The following is a 13,618-nucleotide window of genomic DNA, read 5'->3' on the forward strand; positions in this document are numbered from 1 at the left end:
CTCGCCCGCAGCCGCGGGCGCGAGGGTTGGGCTCACCGCAATCCGAACCCCGACCGGAGCCGCCGGCTCCGAGGCGTCAGCCGCGCACCCACTCGCGCAGCCGCGCATACACGGCTTCGTCGTGCAGCAGCGTGAAGTGGTGCGCGCGGGGAAGATGCATGCCGTTGGCGGGGTCGAAGCAGATCCGGCGCGCGCGGCTTCGACCGGACGCGCTCGGCAGTAGTACGAGCCCGTCGCCCACGACCCGTCCGACGGGGTTGCGGCGCGAGCGGGTCACCGTCGCCGCGACGAAGTAGTGCGCCGAGCCGACAGGCAGGGGGATTTCTGCAGCGGCGGCCCTGCCGAGCGCGTCGGCATCCCGGCCGCTCCAGTCCTCGTCGACGATGCTGCCCGCGCGCAGATCCCGGATCCCGCCGCTGCGGCGGCGCAGCATGCGCCCGAACGGCGCCGTCTCGGGCAGTTTCACGAGGGCGGCGCTGCCGTAGTGTGCGAGCGTCTCGAGGGGGGCGCCGAGGTGCGGGGTGCCGAGGGTGACAGTTGCGGACAGCCCTGCGGGCCAGGCCATTCCGACCGTCTCGGCGTGATGCGCCGCGCTGCGGGCCACCAGGCCACCCATCGAGTGCCCGACGAGCACGACGTCCTCGATCGGCACGGGCCAGCCGTCGACGAGCCCTTCCAGAAGTTCGGCTAGTGCACGTCCGTTCTCCGAGATGCGCCGTCCGGTGTTGTATCGCACGAAGACGGGGGAGACGCCGCCTTCGGCCGCCAGCCGCTCACCGAAGGTCGGTCCGCCTCCCAGTGACCACGCGTGCTCGGTCTCGACCAGGCCGTGTAGGAAAACGACGAGGCGGGACCGGGCTTCCGGGAACGCCCCCGTCAGCCTGTCGGCATCGAGCGGGACCGCGCGACCGGCGACGCGGACCGTCATCGGCTCGGCAGCGAGGGGCGACTTCGTAGCCTCCAGGTCGTCGCCGATAAGCCCCTGTATGACGCCGATCAGCGCAGCACCGCGGACGGTCTCCGACGGCGGGGTCGTGAGTCCCAGGTCGGCGAACCGTCCCCCGACCTCGCCCGCGGTGTCCATCGCGGTGGTGATCGCAAGGTAGACGCCGTCGGTGATCCCGTCGTGGAGCGCCTTCACAGGTGCCGCGAATGCGCCCACACCCAGCCCGACCCCCGCGAACACCCGGTCCGAGATCGCACGGTGGACACGATGCGTGCCGGACGTGGCGCCGGACAGTTCGGCGCACCCGAGGCGGGCCAGGGCGCGCACCTCTGCTGTGGCGCCGGGTCGTCGATCCATGGCAAGAGTGTACGACTGTGCACTGAATTGCGACAAGGTGTTGTGACGTAGAATCGCGCGACGTGGCGAGCGAGGCGGGCAAGACGGTGCTGTTCTACGTGTTCGCGCCGCTCGCCGACCCCGAGGCGGTCCGGCTCTGGCAGCGCACCCTCGCGGAGGTCGGTGGACTCACCGGTCGGATCCTGGTGTCCCGGCACGGAATCAACGCCACCGTCGGCGGCGGCATCCGCGCTGTCAAGCAGTACGTTCGCGGGACCCGCGAGTATCCGGCCTTCCGCCGCGCCGATGTGAAGTGGTCCGACGGCGGCTCCGCCGACTTCCCGAAGCTGTCCGTCAAAGTGCGGGACGAGATCGTGACGTTCGGCGTGCCGGGTGAGGTGGCCGTCGACGAGACGGGGATCGTGGACGGGGGCACTCGGCTGACGCCCGACGGCCTGCACACGCTGCTCGCCGAGCGCGACGACGTCGTGCTGTTCGACGGACGCAACGAGATAGAGGCCGCTATCGGCCGTTTCCGCGGTGCCGTGGTCCCGCCCGTCACGCACACACGTGACTTCGTGGCACTTCTCGACTCCGGCGCGTACGACCATCTCAAGGGCCGCCCCGTCGTCACGTACTGCACGGGAGGCGTCCGCTGCGAGGTCCTGACATCGCTCATGCGGCACCGCGGGTTCTCGGACGTCTACCAGCTGGACGGCGGCATCCTGCGTTATGGCGAACGGTTCGGTGACTCGGGTCTGTGGGAGGGGTCGCTCTACGTGTTCGACGGGCGCGTGAGCACGGACTTCACACCCGGCGCGGCCGTGATCGGCACGTGCTCGGGCTGCGGTGCGCCGACGTCCCGCGTGGTGAACGTCCCCGACGGCGGTGGACGCGAGCTCGCGGTGCGCTGCCCTGAGTGCACCCCGGACGAGGCCGCGCAATGAGCCGGTCCGTCCCCGTCATCGTGGTCGCAGGCTACCTCGGCGCGGGAAAATCGACCCTCCTGAACCATCTACTGCGCAACGCACACGGGGTGCGGATCGGCGTGGTGGTCAACGACTTCGGGGCGGTGAACATCGATGCGATGCTCGTTGCCGGACAGGTCGACTCCACGGTCTCGCTGAGTAACGGGTGCTTGTGCTGCGCGGTCGACGACGACGAGCTCGACACGATCTTCGGCGATCTCGCCGGTAGCGGCATGGACGCGATCGTCGTCGAGTGCAGCGGAATCGCCGAGCCCGGTGCGATGGTGCGCCGCGTCCTGCTCGCCGACGAGCCCCGGATCACGTTCGGCGGGCTCGTGTACGTCGTCGACGGGGCGGCGCTCATCGACACCGTCGACACCCACCCGTCGATGCGGCATCACCTCGCGCTCGCGGATCTCGTGGTCCTCAACAAGATCGACCTGGCCGAGGATCTCGACGCCGTGTCCGCGCTCGTGGCCGAGTGCGCGCCATCGGCGCCCGTTGTGCCCGCCGTCGACGCGGCCGTCGATCCCGCACTGCTCATGGACTCGGGCCGCATGCGGCCCGACGCAGACGGGCCGCGCCAACTCGCGTTCGACGACCTGCTTCGCGAGGAGCACCACGAGCACACGCACGACGGAGCCTGCGGGCACCTGCATGAGGGGTATGAATCCGTCGACGTGGTCCTCGATCGGCCGGCCGACGCGCGGGCTGTCGCGGACCTGCTCACCGACCCCCCTCCGGGCGTGTTCCGGACGAAGGGCTTCGTGCAGGTCGTCGACGGGACGCGGTTCGAGGTGCACGGCGTCGGCCGGTACGTGCGGACCACTCGCTGCAAGGGATCGGGGACCGTTCTCGTCTTCATCGGCCGCGGGATCGACGCCGACGGTGTCCGTGCGCGCGTCGCGGACTGTGGCGCCGTGGCGGGCGTCGACGACCCCAACGCGACGCTCGCCCTGCTGCGCTTCTCGCCCGAGGTCTGACGTCCGTTCGGACGAGTCGGGCGCAACAGGCCGACCCCGACGATTGCATCAACCCTCAAGGAGTGGTTCACTGTTACCAGTGTGACTGAAGTGATCCATGTTGCGCGTGCGAATATCGGAAGGAGAGCGACGCCGGCCACTGCCAGGCGTCCATCTGCAATGAAGAAGACGACTGTTCTCGCAGGCTCGATGGCCGGCGCCGCCGCCGCGTTCTTCGCTGTGCCCGCCATGGTCTCGGCAGCCCCCAACACGCCGGCCCCCGCGGCGGGCCCCCTCAAAGGCAAGACGGTGTTCCTCGACGCCGCGGGCAGCGGCGGAGGCGTACAGGCCGACCTCACCCGGCAGGTGCCGGACGGCCGCGGCGGCACCGTCGCGTGCTCGGCACCGTCGGCCGCCACCGCGTCGGGCGTCGCGGACCACACCATCAACTACAACGTCGCCCGCATGGTCGAATCAGCGTTGACCAGCCAGGGGGCCAAGGTCGTGATGGGCCGCAGCGACGACACCGGCTTCGCCGGCTGCGTCGACGCGCGGGCGAACGCGGCGAGCGCCAGCAAGGCCGATATCGGCCTTGTCGTCAACACCGTGTCACAGGATCCGTCGCTGCACGGCTTCACGCTCGAGACGCCCGCGGCCGGCGTGTCCGACCAGGCCGTGTCCGCCGCCCAGTCGGGCGCAGGCGCCAAGGCCGCGAACGTCGTCCGTGACGCCGGCACCGCCGCCGGGCTGGCCCCGGCCGACTATCTCGGTAGCAACAAGGGGATCGCGCAGACCCAGAACGCATACGTCTCGCAGTCGTCGCTCCCGCTGGTCTACGCGGATCTCGGCAACGTCGCCAACACCGGCGATGCGTCGGCGCTCGGGACCAAGGCCGGCCAGGCGAAGTACGCGGTCGCGCTCACGAACGGCCTCATCCAGTACCTGACCGGCAAGGTCACGCCGGCCGGTGCGGTCGCTCAGCCGATCAAGTCGGAGCCGCTCATCACCATTCCGCAGCCGACCGCACCCACCGCGGGGACCACCGCCGCGCCGGCGGCCGGCACCGGGGCGTCGACGGTGCAGACGCCGATCGTGCCGTCACTCCCCGGTGCGGCATCGACGGCCGCGCCGACGGCGTCCGCCCCGCAGGCCGCGACCGGGCAGACGACGGGCGGTACGTCGCCGATCGTGTCCGGTGTGCCGATGCTGTCCGGTGGACCGACGGCGAGCACGAACACGGGTACCGCTGCGCAGACCGCGGCGCCTGCTCAGCCCGCCACCACCAACGTGGACATCCCGGGACTCGGCTCGCTGCAGGTCCCCGCGCTGCCGCAGTTCGTGCAGGCCCCGCAGCTGACATCGATGATCCAGCAGCTCACGCCGCAGGCCCAGCAGTTCGTGAGCAGCTCGGCCGGGCAACAGATGATCTCTTCGCTGTTCACCAATCCGCAGTCGCTGAACTCCCTGGCCGCCTCGCAGGGCCCGGGTGTCGCCCAGCAGGTCATCAAGGCCGTGCTGAGCGGCTCCAGCATGCTGCCGGGCATCTAGCCCGAACCCGCTCCCGCCTCGCCGTCTCGCGGTGGGGCGGGGCGGTGGCGCGGCCGTCTCTGGCAAGCTGGGGCGTATGGCACTGTCCACGCTCACCCGACTCGTCACGATGCCCACGCCGGTGAAGGACCTGGAGGGGAAGAAGGTCCTGGTCACCGGCGCGGCCAGCGGCATCGGTCGCGCCACCGCGAAACTCCTTGCAGCGCATGGCGCCGAGCTCGTCCTCACCGATATCACCGAGGACGGGCTCGGCGCCGTCGTCGACTTCGTCACAGCCCAGGGCGGCACAGTTCTCGCGCACCGCGCGTTCGACATCTCGGACAACGAGGCGGTGCGTGGGTTCGCCCGCGACGTGCACTCCTCGGTCGGCTCGCTCGATGTGGTGATGAACATCGCCGGGGTCTCCGCATGGGGCACTGTGGAGACGCTGTCCCACGAGCAGTGGCAGAAGATGGTCGACGTCAACCTCATGGGGCCGATCCAGGTGATCGAGAATTTCGTGCCGCCGATGATCGCGGCCGGTCGCGGCGGCCACCTGGTCAACGTGTCGTCGGCGGCGGGACTACTCGCCCTGCCGTGGCACGCGGCCTACGCGGCGAGCAAGTTCGGTCTCGTCGGCGTCTCCGAGGTGCTGCGCTACGACCTTCGGCGGCATGGCATCGGTGTAAGCGTCGTATGCCCCGGTGGCGTGGAGACGGGGCTGGTCGACACCGTCGAGATCGCCGGGATGGACAAGCAGAATCCCAAGGTACGCAGGGGTATCGACACGTTCCCCAAGGTCTCCGCCGAGAAGGTCGCGCAGTGCATCGTGGACGGCGTCCTACACAACCGGTTCATGGTGTTCACGTCCGTCGATACCCGATTCGGATACTTCGTCAAGCGCAAGTTCGCGCTGCCCTATGAGATCGCGATGCGCATCGCGAACGCGCGGTTCGACCAGCTGGCGGCCGCGTCGCGGCGAGGCGTCGCGGAGGCGGCGGAGTAGCGTCTGCGGCTCCGTTTCTGGGGGAGGGAATCAGTTTCGTGCCGGGGGCCGGGTCAGCTCGTGAGGGTGCGGCGGACGAGGTCGGTCCAGCCCGCCTCGAGGCGTTCGAGGCGCACACCCGAGTCGACGATCTGGTGTGTGGTCCACAACGGGCTCAGCGTGCTCATCAGGATGCCGGTCCATACGTCCAGGTCGCCGTCGAAGCCCGCCTCCGTCAGGAGCGAGTGCACCAGTGTCGACGACACGCGCCACGCCGGCACGGCGAACGGATCGCTGGTCGCCTGTTCCGCGCCGACGAGGAGGTCTCCGTGCCGGGCGATCATGCGCAGGCGGGCGTGGCCGAACGCGATCAGGCGCTCCACGGGCGGACCTCCCGGGCCCTGTGGCGGCGGGCCGAACATGAATGCGCGCTGGATGTCCGTCTCGTCGCGGTCGAGGAGCGCCTGCAGGAGGCCGGCGCGCGAGCCGAAGCGGCGGAACACGGTGCCCTTGCCGACGCCTGCCGCCTGGGCCACGTCGTCCATGCTGACCGCCGCGACGCCGCGTTCGGTGATGAGCCGCTCGGCGGCGGCGAGGAGCAACTCGCGGTTGCGGACGGCGTCCCTGCGTTCTCCGGTTGCGCCTGGGCCGGCAAGCGGGATCATGGGCGGAGTGGGCATTTCGACACGATACCGTGCGTTCGTCCCGCGCCGGATCCGCCCGGGAATACATTCGGACCACAGTCCGTTAACGTTCGTCGAATCGCCCCGGACGAGGGGTGCCGAGTACACGAGGAGTCCCCAGGATGAGTGAGACCAAGAAGGTGCTGGCCGTCGTCGGTTCGCTGCGCCGTGAGTCGCTGAACCGTGAGCTGGCGCTCGCCGCGCAGCAGGCGGCGCCCGAGGGCGTCGAGGTCGTACTGGCGGAGGGTATCGCCGACGTGCCCTTCTACAACGAGGACATCGACGGCGAGGGTGCTCCCGCGGCCGCCGCCGACCTCCGTCGTCAGATCGCCGACGCGGACGCGGTGCTGTTCGTGGCACCCCCGAACAACGGCACGATCTCGGCTGTGCAGAAGAACGTCATCGACTGGGCGTCGCGTCCGTACGGCGAGAGCTCGCTGTCCGGGAAGCCTTCCGGCATCGTCGGGGTCGGCCATCGCCTCGACACCACCTTCAGCGACGCCGAGCGCTCGATCACGATCGCCGGTGGCGTCGTGCCCGACGGCGCGAAGGTCGAATTCCTCATCTCCTCGCTCGAGGGCAAGTCGCCGCGCGAGAGCGCCGCCGTCGCCGCGCCCCTGCGCGCGCTGCTGGAGACGCTCGTGGCAGGGGAGCTGCAGAGCGCTTAGTTCCCCAGCCCTCCCGGCTCGCTGCGCTGCGGGGTCCCGGCGCCCCGTCGGCCGTGCGACTCGACGCGCCGGGTGCATCGCCCCTCGGGCGTGTCGGGTCCTCGGCGTGTCCTGCGGATTCACGATGGGAAAGGGTGTCACAGCCACGAAATTTCATTAATGTTGTTCGCAAGTGCTTGTGTCGCTGCGGTACCGGCAACACAAGGTGTAGTGTTCTGAGCGCTGCGGGAGACGAGCCCGATACGACACCGAAACCGCCCCCGGAGGGGTGCGCGGAGGGGCCTGAGGGATGGGCGGATTCACGCAGGCGAAGTACTTCCGGGAAACCTGTCGTACCCCAAGTCCATACTCGAAGTAAGCCGTCCGGCAGTGAAGGAGACGTCCATGAGCGAGTCGATCGAGATCACCGTCTACACCAAGCCGGCCTGCGTGCAGTGCAACGCGACATACAAGGCGCTGGACAAGGCCGGGCTCGAGTACCGAGTCGTCGACATCACCGAGGAGCCGGATGCCCGTGACTACGTCATGGCGCTCGGCTACCTGCAGGCCCCTGTCGTCGTCGCCGGTGACGCGCATTGGTCTGGTTTCCGTCCGGATCGCATCAAGGCCCTCGTCGGGGTCGCAGCCTGACACCATGCGTGGCCCGCTCGTCGTCTACTTCTCGTCGGTGTCGGAGAACACGCACCGATTCGTGACGAAGCTCGGCATGCGCACGCTGCGGATCCCCGTCACGCGCGCCGAGGAGCCGATCACGGTCGATGAGCCCTATGTGCTGATCACCCCGACGTATGGTGGGGGCCGCCAAGCCACTGCCGTCTCGGGTGGGGGATACGTCCCCAAGCAGGTCATCCGCTTCCTGAACGACACCCACAACCGCTCGCTGCTCCGTGCTGTGATCGCCGGAGGCAACACGAACTTCGGGGAGGAGTTCTGTTATGCGGGAGACGTGATCTCGCGCAAATGCCATGTGCCGTACCTGTACCGGTTCGAGCTCATGGGCACCGCGTACGACGTCGACCGGGTCCGCGAGGGCCTGACAGAATTCTTCTCCGCCGCCTCGAACACCTAGGACCAAAGGGAACTCTCGCCGATGACCGCCACCACTGAAGAACTCGCCCCGTCGGCCAGCCGCTCGGGCGTCCACGCGACGCCGTCGGGGCATGACGAACTGGACTTCCACGCGCTCAACGCGATGCTCAACCTGTACGACCGGGATGGGCGGATCCAGTTCGACAAGGACCGAGAGGCGGCGCGGCAGTACTTCCTGCAGCACGTCAACCAGAACACCGTGTTCTTCCATAATCTGGATGAGAAGCTCGACTACCTCGTCGAGGAGAACTACTACGAGGCCGAGGTGCTGGAGAGGTACAGTCGCGACTTCGTCAGGCGGCTGTTCGACGGCGCTTATGCCAAGAAGTTCCGGTTCCCCACCTTTCTCGGCGCGTTCAAGTACTACACGTCGTACACGCTGAAGACGTTCGACGGGAAGCGCTACCTGGAGCGCTTCGAGGACCGCGTCTGCATGGTCGCCCTGACCCTCGCCGACGGTGACGAGGTTCTGGCGACTCGCCTCGTTGACGAGATCCTGGCCGGCCGCTTCCAGCCGGCCACCCCGACATTCCTCAACTCGGGTAAGAAGCAGCGCGGCGAGCCCGTGTCGTGCTTCCTGCTGCGCATCGAGGACAACATGGAGTCGATCGGGCGGTCGATCAACTCGGCGCTGCAGCTGTCGAAGCGCGGCGGTGGAGTCGCGTTGCTGCTCAGCAACATTCGTGAGCACGGCGCTCCGATCAAGAAGATCGAGAACCAGAGCTCCGGCGTCATCCCGATCATGAAGCTGCTCGAGGACTCGTTCAGCTACGCCAACCAGCTCGGCGCCCGGCAGGGCGCTGGCGCGGTGTACCTGCACGCGCATCACCCCGACATCTACCGCTTCCTCGACACCAAGCGCGAGAACGCGGACGAGAAGATCCGCATCAAGACGCTGTCGCTCGGTGTCGTCATCCCGGACATCACGTTCGAGCTCGCCAAGCGCAACGACGATATGTACTTGTTCTCGCCGTACGATGTGGAGCGGATCTACGGCCAGCCGTTCGCGGACATCGACGTGACCGAGAAGTACTACGAGATGGTCGAGGACAAGCGGATCCGTAAGACCAAGATCAAGGCGCGCGAGTTCTTCCAGACCCTCGCGGAACTGCAGTTCGAGTCGGGCTACCCGTACATCATGTATGAGGACACGGTGAACCGGGCCAACCCGATCTCCGGCAAGATCACGCACTCCAATCTGTGCTCGGAGATCCTTCAGGTCTCGACACCGTCGACCTACAACGACGACCTGTCGTACGCCGAGATCGGCAAGGACATCTCCTGCAATCTCGGATCGCTGAACATCGCGAAGACCATGGACAGCCCCGATTTCGGCTCGACCATCGAGACCGCGATCCGCGGCCTCACCGCCGTATCGGACCAGACCTCCATCTCGTCGGTGCCGTCGATCGAGCACGGCAACAACCTCTCGCACGCCATCGGTCTGGGGCAGATGAACCTGCACGGCTACCTCGCCCGGGAGCGCGTCTTCTACGGGTCGGAGGAGGGTGTGGACTTCACCGACATCTACTTCTACACGGTGCTCTTCCACGCGCTGCGCGCTTCGAATGCTATTGCGCGCGAACGTGGTACGTCGTTCGGTGGGTTCGAGGACAGCTCGTACGCGTCGGGTGAGTTCTTCGACAAGTACACCGAACAGGAGTGGAAGCCGGCGACGGAGAAGGTGGCCCGGCTGTTCGCCGATGCCGAGATCCACGTCCCGACGCAGGACGACTGGCGCGCGTTGAAGGCGGACGTGCAGCAGTACGGCATCTACAACCAGAACCTGCAGGCCGTCCCGCCGACCGGTTCCATCAGCTACATCAACCACTCGACCAGCTCGATCCACCCGGTGGCCGCCAAGATCGAGATCCGCAAGGAGGGCAAGATCGGGCGCGTCTACTACCCCGCGCCCTACATGGACAACGACAACCTGGAGTACTACCAGGACGCATACGAGATCGGCTACGAGAAGATCATCGACACGTATGCCGCCGCGACCCAGCACGTCGATCAGGGTCTGTCGTTGACCTTGTTCTTCAAGGACACCGCCACCACCCGCGACGTGAACCGCGCGCAGATCTACGCCTGGCGCAAGGGGATCAAGACGCTCTACTACATCCGCCTCCGTCAGATGGCGCTCGAGGGCACCGAGGTGGAGGGCTGCGTGTCCTGCATGCTCTAGGGGTGTTCTCAGCAAGGCGCTGGTCATGGATAGACCCGTATCCGGCTCAGCTCGTTCTGGAGTCCCTCTGCTGGGCGCGAATGTCGTCGATGACGGCGCTGTCGACCAGTGTCGAGGTGTCGCCTATGTCGGCGGCTGCGGCGACGTGGGCGTTGCCGACAAGGGCGGACTCCACCTCGGCGGTGGAGATGCGCCACGCAGTCGCCGGTATTGAGCAATTGCGCTGGGCGATCATGAGACGACGATGCGGCCGGCGTCGGTGACGGGACCGTCAATCAGACAGTCCCCACGGAGCGGAAGCAATCGAACGTATCGAACGTGGGGATCAACTCAACACTGAAATGAAGGTTTGCTCGTTCGAGTCCAGTGGGGGAGTAGATGGTTGTAGGTGAAGCGGGGACTTCGAACTCCGCCGCATCTCGTCTCAGTCGCCGTAGGTACCGATAGTCGGTAGGTACCTTGCTGTGGTCAGACTGACCGCTCATCCTCGGCGCCGAATGCAGCAATGTGGCCCTCGGGCACCGAGGAGGGTGCCCCGATCAGTGGGACGCCTTTTCGAGTTCGGGTACGAACCTGTCGAGCGCGTACCCGGTGGAGAGGATCGATCCGAGAGCGTACGCCTTGGAGTAGTCGGGGTTGACGATGACCGATCGACCTTGCGCCACTGCGGGAATCGTGCGCCACTGCAGGCTGTCGGTGATCGCTGAAGGCTGAACCCCGACGGGATACCCGATGATGGCATCTGCGTCGGCGAGCCCTAGCTGCTCCTCGGACAACACGACAGAGAAGTTGTTCGCCTTGTTGGCCAGAGCAGTGATCTTCGGGTTCGGCACGAAACCGAGACGAAGAAGGAGATCCAAACGGAACGCTCCGGGGACGTATGCCCCCCATCCGCCTGAGCTACGGGCGATCGCGCTCACAGTGCGCCCCTGCCAGTTCGGATGAGCCGCTTTGATGCCGGCGATCTTTGCGTTGAGGTCGGTCAGGAGGCGTTGTCCCTTATCTGGGGTGCCCAACGCCCGCGCGACCATGTCTACCTGCTGTTCCTGCGTGGTCTTGTAGTTGTCGGCGCCTTGGGGGATGCCGATAGTGGGGGCGATCGCGGCGAGCTTGCTGTGGCGCCCCTCGTCTCCGGAGCCCTTGACGTCGAGGATCAGATCCGGCCGAAGGCTCGCGATCTCCTCGTAGTTCGGGTCCAGCGTCCCGATGATCTTGGGTGGCCGGGAGTACTTGCCGGTGGCCCATGGGCCCACGCCTGCACCGCCGAACTGCACCCAGTCGGAGGCTGCAATCGGCTGGATGCCCATTGCCAGCGCGGTTTCGGCGTCGCCCCAGCCGAGCGCGACGACCTTCGTCGGGCGCGAAGAGATTGTCACGTCGCCGAATTTCGTGGCGATCGTTGCCGGCGCGAATCCGGGGTCGGCGTTGCCGCTCGGTGCGGCGTCGTTCGGCGTCGATGAGCACCCGGCGAAGAGTCCGAGACAAACGATCATCGCGGTAAGCTGGCGGACGGCGCGCATCGGAACTCCTTCTGACCCTATGGATACGGTCTAAACCTATAGAACTGGGGTGAGTACACGAGCGTGGGGGCTGCCTGGAAATCTGCGTAAGAGCCAGGGCGTGCGGAACCAGGTCTGAGCCCCGTGCCGACCCGTTGCACGACTATCGGCGCGGTCGGTGCCGCCATGGTGCGTCAACACCAGCGGGGTGTGACCAGGTTTCCGTCGATCCCGGTCATGCTCGAGCCGGTGCCGCAGGGCGGACGGTGGTGGCTGCAAGCCGGCGGTCGGCTCGCATATGTGGTTACGCAGGCAGGTCGGAGCCGTTCCGCCCGTCAGGCGTTGTGGTACCGCGCCTCTTGCGCGTGTACATGACCCGGTCGGCGCGCTTCAGCGCTTCGTCGAGTTCTTCCACCGTGGGGTCGAAGACCGTGGCGCCCACCGAGATTCGCGGGACGATCGACACGGGCAGGTCGGATACCATCAGTGGTCGGCCGACGCACTCCTCGACGATCCGGGTGAGTGCGGTCGGGTCGGGGCATTCGTCGCTCGGTGGGGCGCAGACGACGAACTCGTCACCCGACCACCGGGCAACCAACGCCCCGGGTGCCGCCACTCTCGCCAGCGCCGCGCCGATCGCCGCGAGTACCGCGTCGCCGATGGCATGGCCGTATGCGTCGTTGAAGGACTTGAGCTGATCGACATCCGCCATCGCGAGAAACGTCGGGCGGAAAGGGTATGTCAGACGCGCCAGCTCGCGCATACCGCGACGGTTGAGCAGGCCGGTGAGTTGATCGTGCCGCACGTCGTGTTCGAGCTCCCCGATCGGGCCCCACTCCTCGATGATGGTGAGCACCAACGGAACCCCCGCGCGGCGCACGACCGACTTGCGCACTCGGGCGCGGATCGTGCTGCCGTCGCGCCGCATCAGCCTGCGGTGGACGACGCCACCTGTTGACAGCCCGGCGAACATGTCGCCGGCCTGCGCGTCGCGTACCGGACGATCGTCGGGGTGGATGACGCGATCCGCCGACAACTGCAGCGCCTCGTCGAGCGAGTAGCCGAGCAATTCGGCGAAGGCGCGGTTGGCCTGCACGACGGCCCCGTCGGCGCCGTGGATGACGACCGCGAGGCCCGACGCGGAGAGCAGCGACCAATAGGCGTCGCCGTCGAGTGCGAGGGCATCGGTTGAACGAGGCACGTGTTCCCCCTCCCTGCCTTCTACGTGCGATCCCGGCTTCACCCTAGCCGCGGGACACATTTCGGGACGCTGGTCCGGGGCCGGATGCCGAACCCGATGCGCATGACGTGCACCACGGCGCGGTCGACCGCAACGGGTGGCAGCCACGCGTAGGGCGGCTCATATGGTGATACGGGTCGAGCCTGCTCGCGAGGAGGCCCGATGACTCGCGTGGAGAACCGACGACTACCGTGGCGGCTCCACGATGGCGACACTCACGGCGGCTCGATAGGTGGATGGGCGAGGGCGTCCGGCGCGGAGGCCGTATATTCACCGAACGAAGGAGGATCCATGCCCAAGCCGACCACCATCACCGCGATTTTCGACCAGTCCGATCTCGAACGGATAATCACCGCAAGCTCGACCGCGGACGACATCTCGGAAGACGAGCTGATGAACTTCCCCGCGCGGGCGTGGGGAGAGCGTCTCGAGCTGCTGGGACTGTTCGACCTCGCTGTCCGGGCGCGTGCTGAGCTAGCGGAGACCGCGGACGCGGGCGGGCGGAACGCCTCACACGTGACCGAGTAATA

Annotated in this window: 14 protein-coding genes; 9 read left to right on the top strand and 5 right to left on the bottom strand. The window is 67.3% G+C overall.

Annotated elements, in window-relative coordinates:
- Nucleotides 1-76: 76 nt before the first annotated feature.
- Nucleotides 77-1,303 carry an alpha/beta fold hydrolase gene (locus P0W64_RS04320; RefSeq protein WP_275478837.1) on the bottom strand — a complete coding sequence of 409 codons (1,227 nt, stop codon included), beginning with the start codon at nt 1,301-1,303 and terminating at the stop codon, nt 77-79.
- 62 nt (nt 1,304-1,365) lie between these two features.
- Here P0W64_RS04320 and P0W64_RS04325 point away from each other — a divergent pair, with 62 nt between their 5' ends.
- The 4 genes from P0W64_RS04325 to P0W64_RS04340 all read left to right on the top strand — a co-directional run bounded on the left by P0W64_RS04325 (nt 1,366) and on the right by P0W64_RS04340 (nt 5,745).
- Complete coding sequence (locus P0W64_RS04325; RefSeq protein ID WP_275478838.1) at nt 1,366-2,229, top strand: rhodanese-related sulfurtransferase; 864 nt, start codon at nt 1,366-1,368, stop codon at nt 2,227-2,229.
- Nucleotides 2,226-3,233 (top strand): GTP-binding protein, encoded by a 1,008-nt coding sequence (locus tag P0W64_RS04330; RefSeq protein WP_275478839.1) that lies wholly within the window; start codon nt 2,226-2,228, stop codon nt 3,231-3,233. Before P0W64_RS04325 ends, P0W64_RS04330 begins: the two co-directional genes overlap by 4 nt.
- 159 nt (nt 3,234-3,392) lie before the next feature.
- Nucleotides 3,393-4,760, top strand: coding sequence for an N-acetylmuramoyl-L-alanine amidase (locus P0W64_RS04335; protein WP_275478840.1), 1,368 nt, complete (start codon nt 3,393-3,395; stop codon nt 4,758-4,760).
- 76 nt (nt 4,761-4,836) lie between these two features.
- Complete coding sequence (locus tag P0W64_RS04340; protein WP_275478841.1) at nt 4,837-5,745, top strand: SDR family oxidoreductase; 909 nt, start codon at nt 4,837-4,839, stop codon at nt 5,743-5,745.
- A gap of 53 nt (nt 5,746-5,798) precedes the next feature.
- Here the strand turns inward: P0W64_RS04340 and P0W64_RS04345 are convergent, their stop codons facing one another.
- Nucleotides 5,799-6,404: a TetR/AcrR family transcriptional regulator gene (locus P0W64_RS04345; protein WP_275478842.1), complete on the bottom strand. Its 606-nt coding sequence runs from the start codon at nt 6,402-6,404 to the stop codon at nt 5,799-5,801.
- 125 nt (nt 6,405-6,529) lie between these two features.
- Between P0W64_RS04345 and P0W64_RS04350 the strand changes: the two genes are divergently transcribed.
- The 4 genes from P0W64_RS04350 to nrdE all read left to right on the top strand — a co-directional run bounded on the left by P0W64_RS04350 (nt 6,530) and on the right by nrdE (nt 10,349).
- A complete protein-coding gene (locus P0W64_RS04350) occupies nt 6,530-7,075 on the top strand; it encodes an NADPH-dependent FMN reductase (RefSeq protein WP_275478843.1) in 546 nt (181 codons plus the stop codon).
- A 396-nt stretch (nt 7,076-7,471) separates the two neighbouring features.
- Complete coding sequence (gene nrdH, locus P0W64_RS04355) at nt 7,472-7,705, top strand: glutaredoxin-like protein NrdH (protein WP_275478970.1); 234 nt, start codon at nt 7,472-7,474, stop codon at nt 7,703-7,705.
- Nucleotides 7,706-7,709: 4 nt separating this feature from the next.
- A complete protein-coding gene (gene nrdI, locus P0W64_RS04360) occupies nt 7,710-8,144 on the top strand; it encodes a class Ib ribonucleoside-diphosphate reductase assembly flavoprotein NrdI (protein WP_275478844.1) in 435 nt (144 codons plus the stop codon).
- Nucleotides 8,145-8,165: 21 nt separating this feature from the next.
- Nucleotides 8,166-10,349, top strand: a complete 2,184-nt coding sequence (nrdE, locus tag P0W64_RS04365) for a class 1b ribonucleoside-diphosphate reductase subunit alpha (protein WP_275478845.1) — start codon at nt 8,166-8,168, stop codon at nt 10,347-10,349.
- A gap of 46 nt (nt 10,350-10,395) precedes the next feature.
- Here nrdE and P0W64_RS04370 read toward each other — a convergent pair whose 3' ends face one another.
- The 3 genes from P0W64_RS04370 to P0W64_RS04380 all read right to left on the bottom strand — a co-directional run bounded on the left by P0W64_RS04370 (nt 10,396) and on the right by P0W64_RS04380 (nt 13,049).
- Complete coding sequence (locus P0W64_RS04370; RefSeq protein WP_275478846.1) at nt 10,396-10,584, bottom strand: hypothetical protein; 189 nt, start codon at nt 10,582-10,584, stop codon at nt 10,396-10,398.
- A 304-nt stretch (nt 10,585-10,888) separates the two neighbouring features.
- Nucleotides 10,889-11,869, bottom strand: a complete 981-nt coding sequence (locus P0W64_RS04375; RefSeq protein WP_275478847.1) for an ABC transporter substrate-binding protein — start codon at nt 11,867-11,869, stop codon at nt 10,889-10,891.
- 283 nt (nt 11,870-12,152) lie between these two features.
- A complete protein-coding gene (locus P0W64_RS04380) occupies nt 12,153-13,049 on the bottom strand; it encodes a sensor domain-containing diguanylate cyclase (protein ID WP_275478848.1) in 897 nt (298 codons plus the stop codon).
- A 330-nt stretch (nt 13,050-13,379) separates the two neighbouring features.
- Here P0W64_RS04380 and P0W64_RS04385 point away from each other — a divergent pair, with 330 nt between their 5' ends.
- Nucleotides 13,380-13,616, top strand: a complete 237-nt coding sequence (locus P0W64_RS04385) for a hypothetical protein (RefSeq protein ID WP_275478849.1) — start codon at nt 13,380-13,382, stop codon at nt 13,614-13,616.
- Nucleotides 13,617-13,618: the final 2 nt, after the last annotated feature.

The sequence above is a fragment of the Tsukamurella sp. 8F genome (genome assembly GCF_029167375.1).
In the GTDB taxonomy this organism is placed as follows: domain Bacteria; phylum Actinomycetota; class Actinomycetes; order Mycobacteriales; family Mycobacteriaceae; genus Tsukamurella.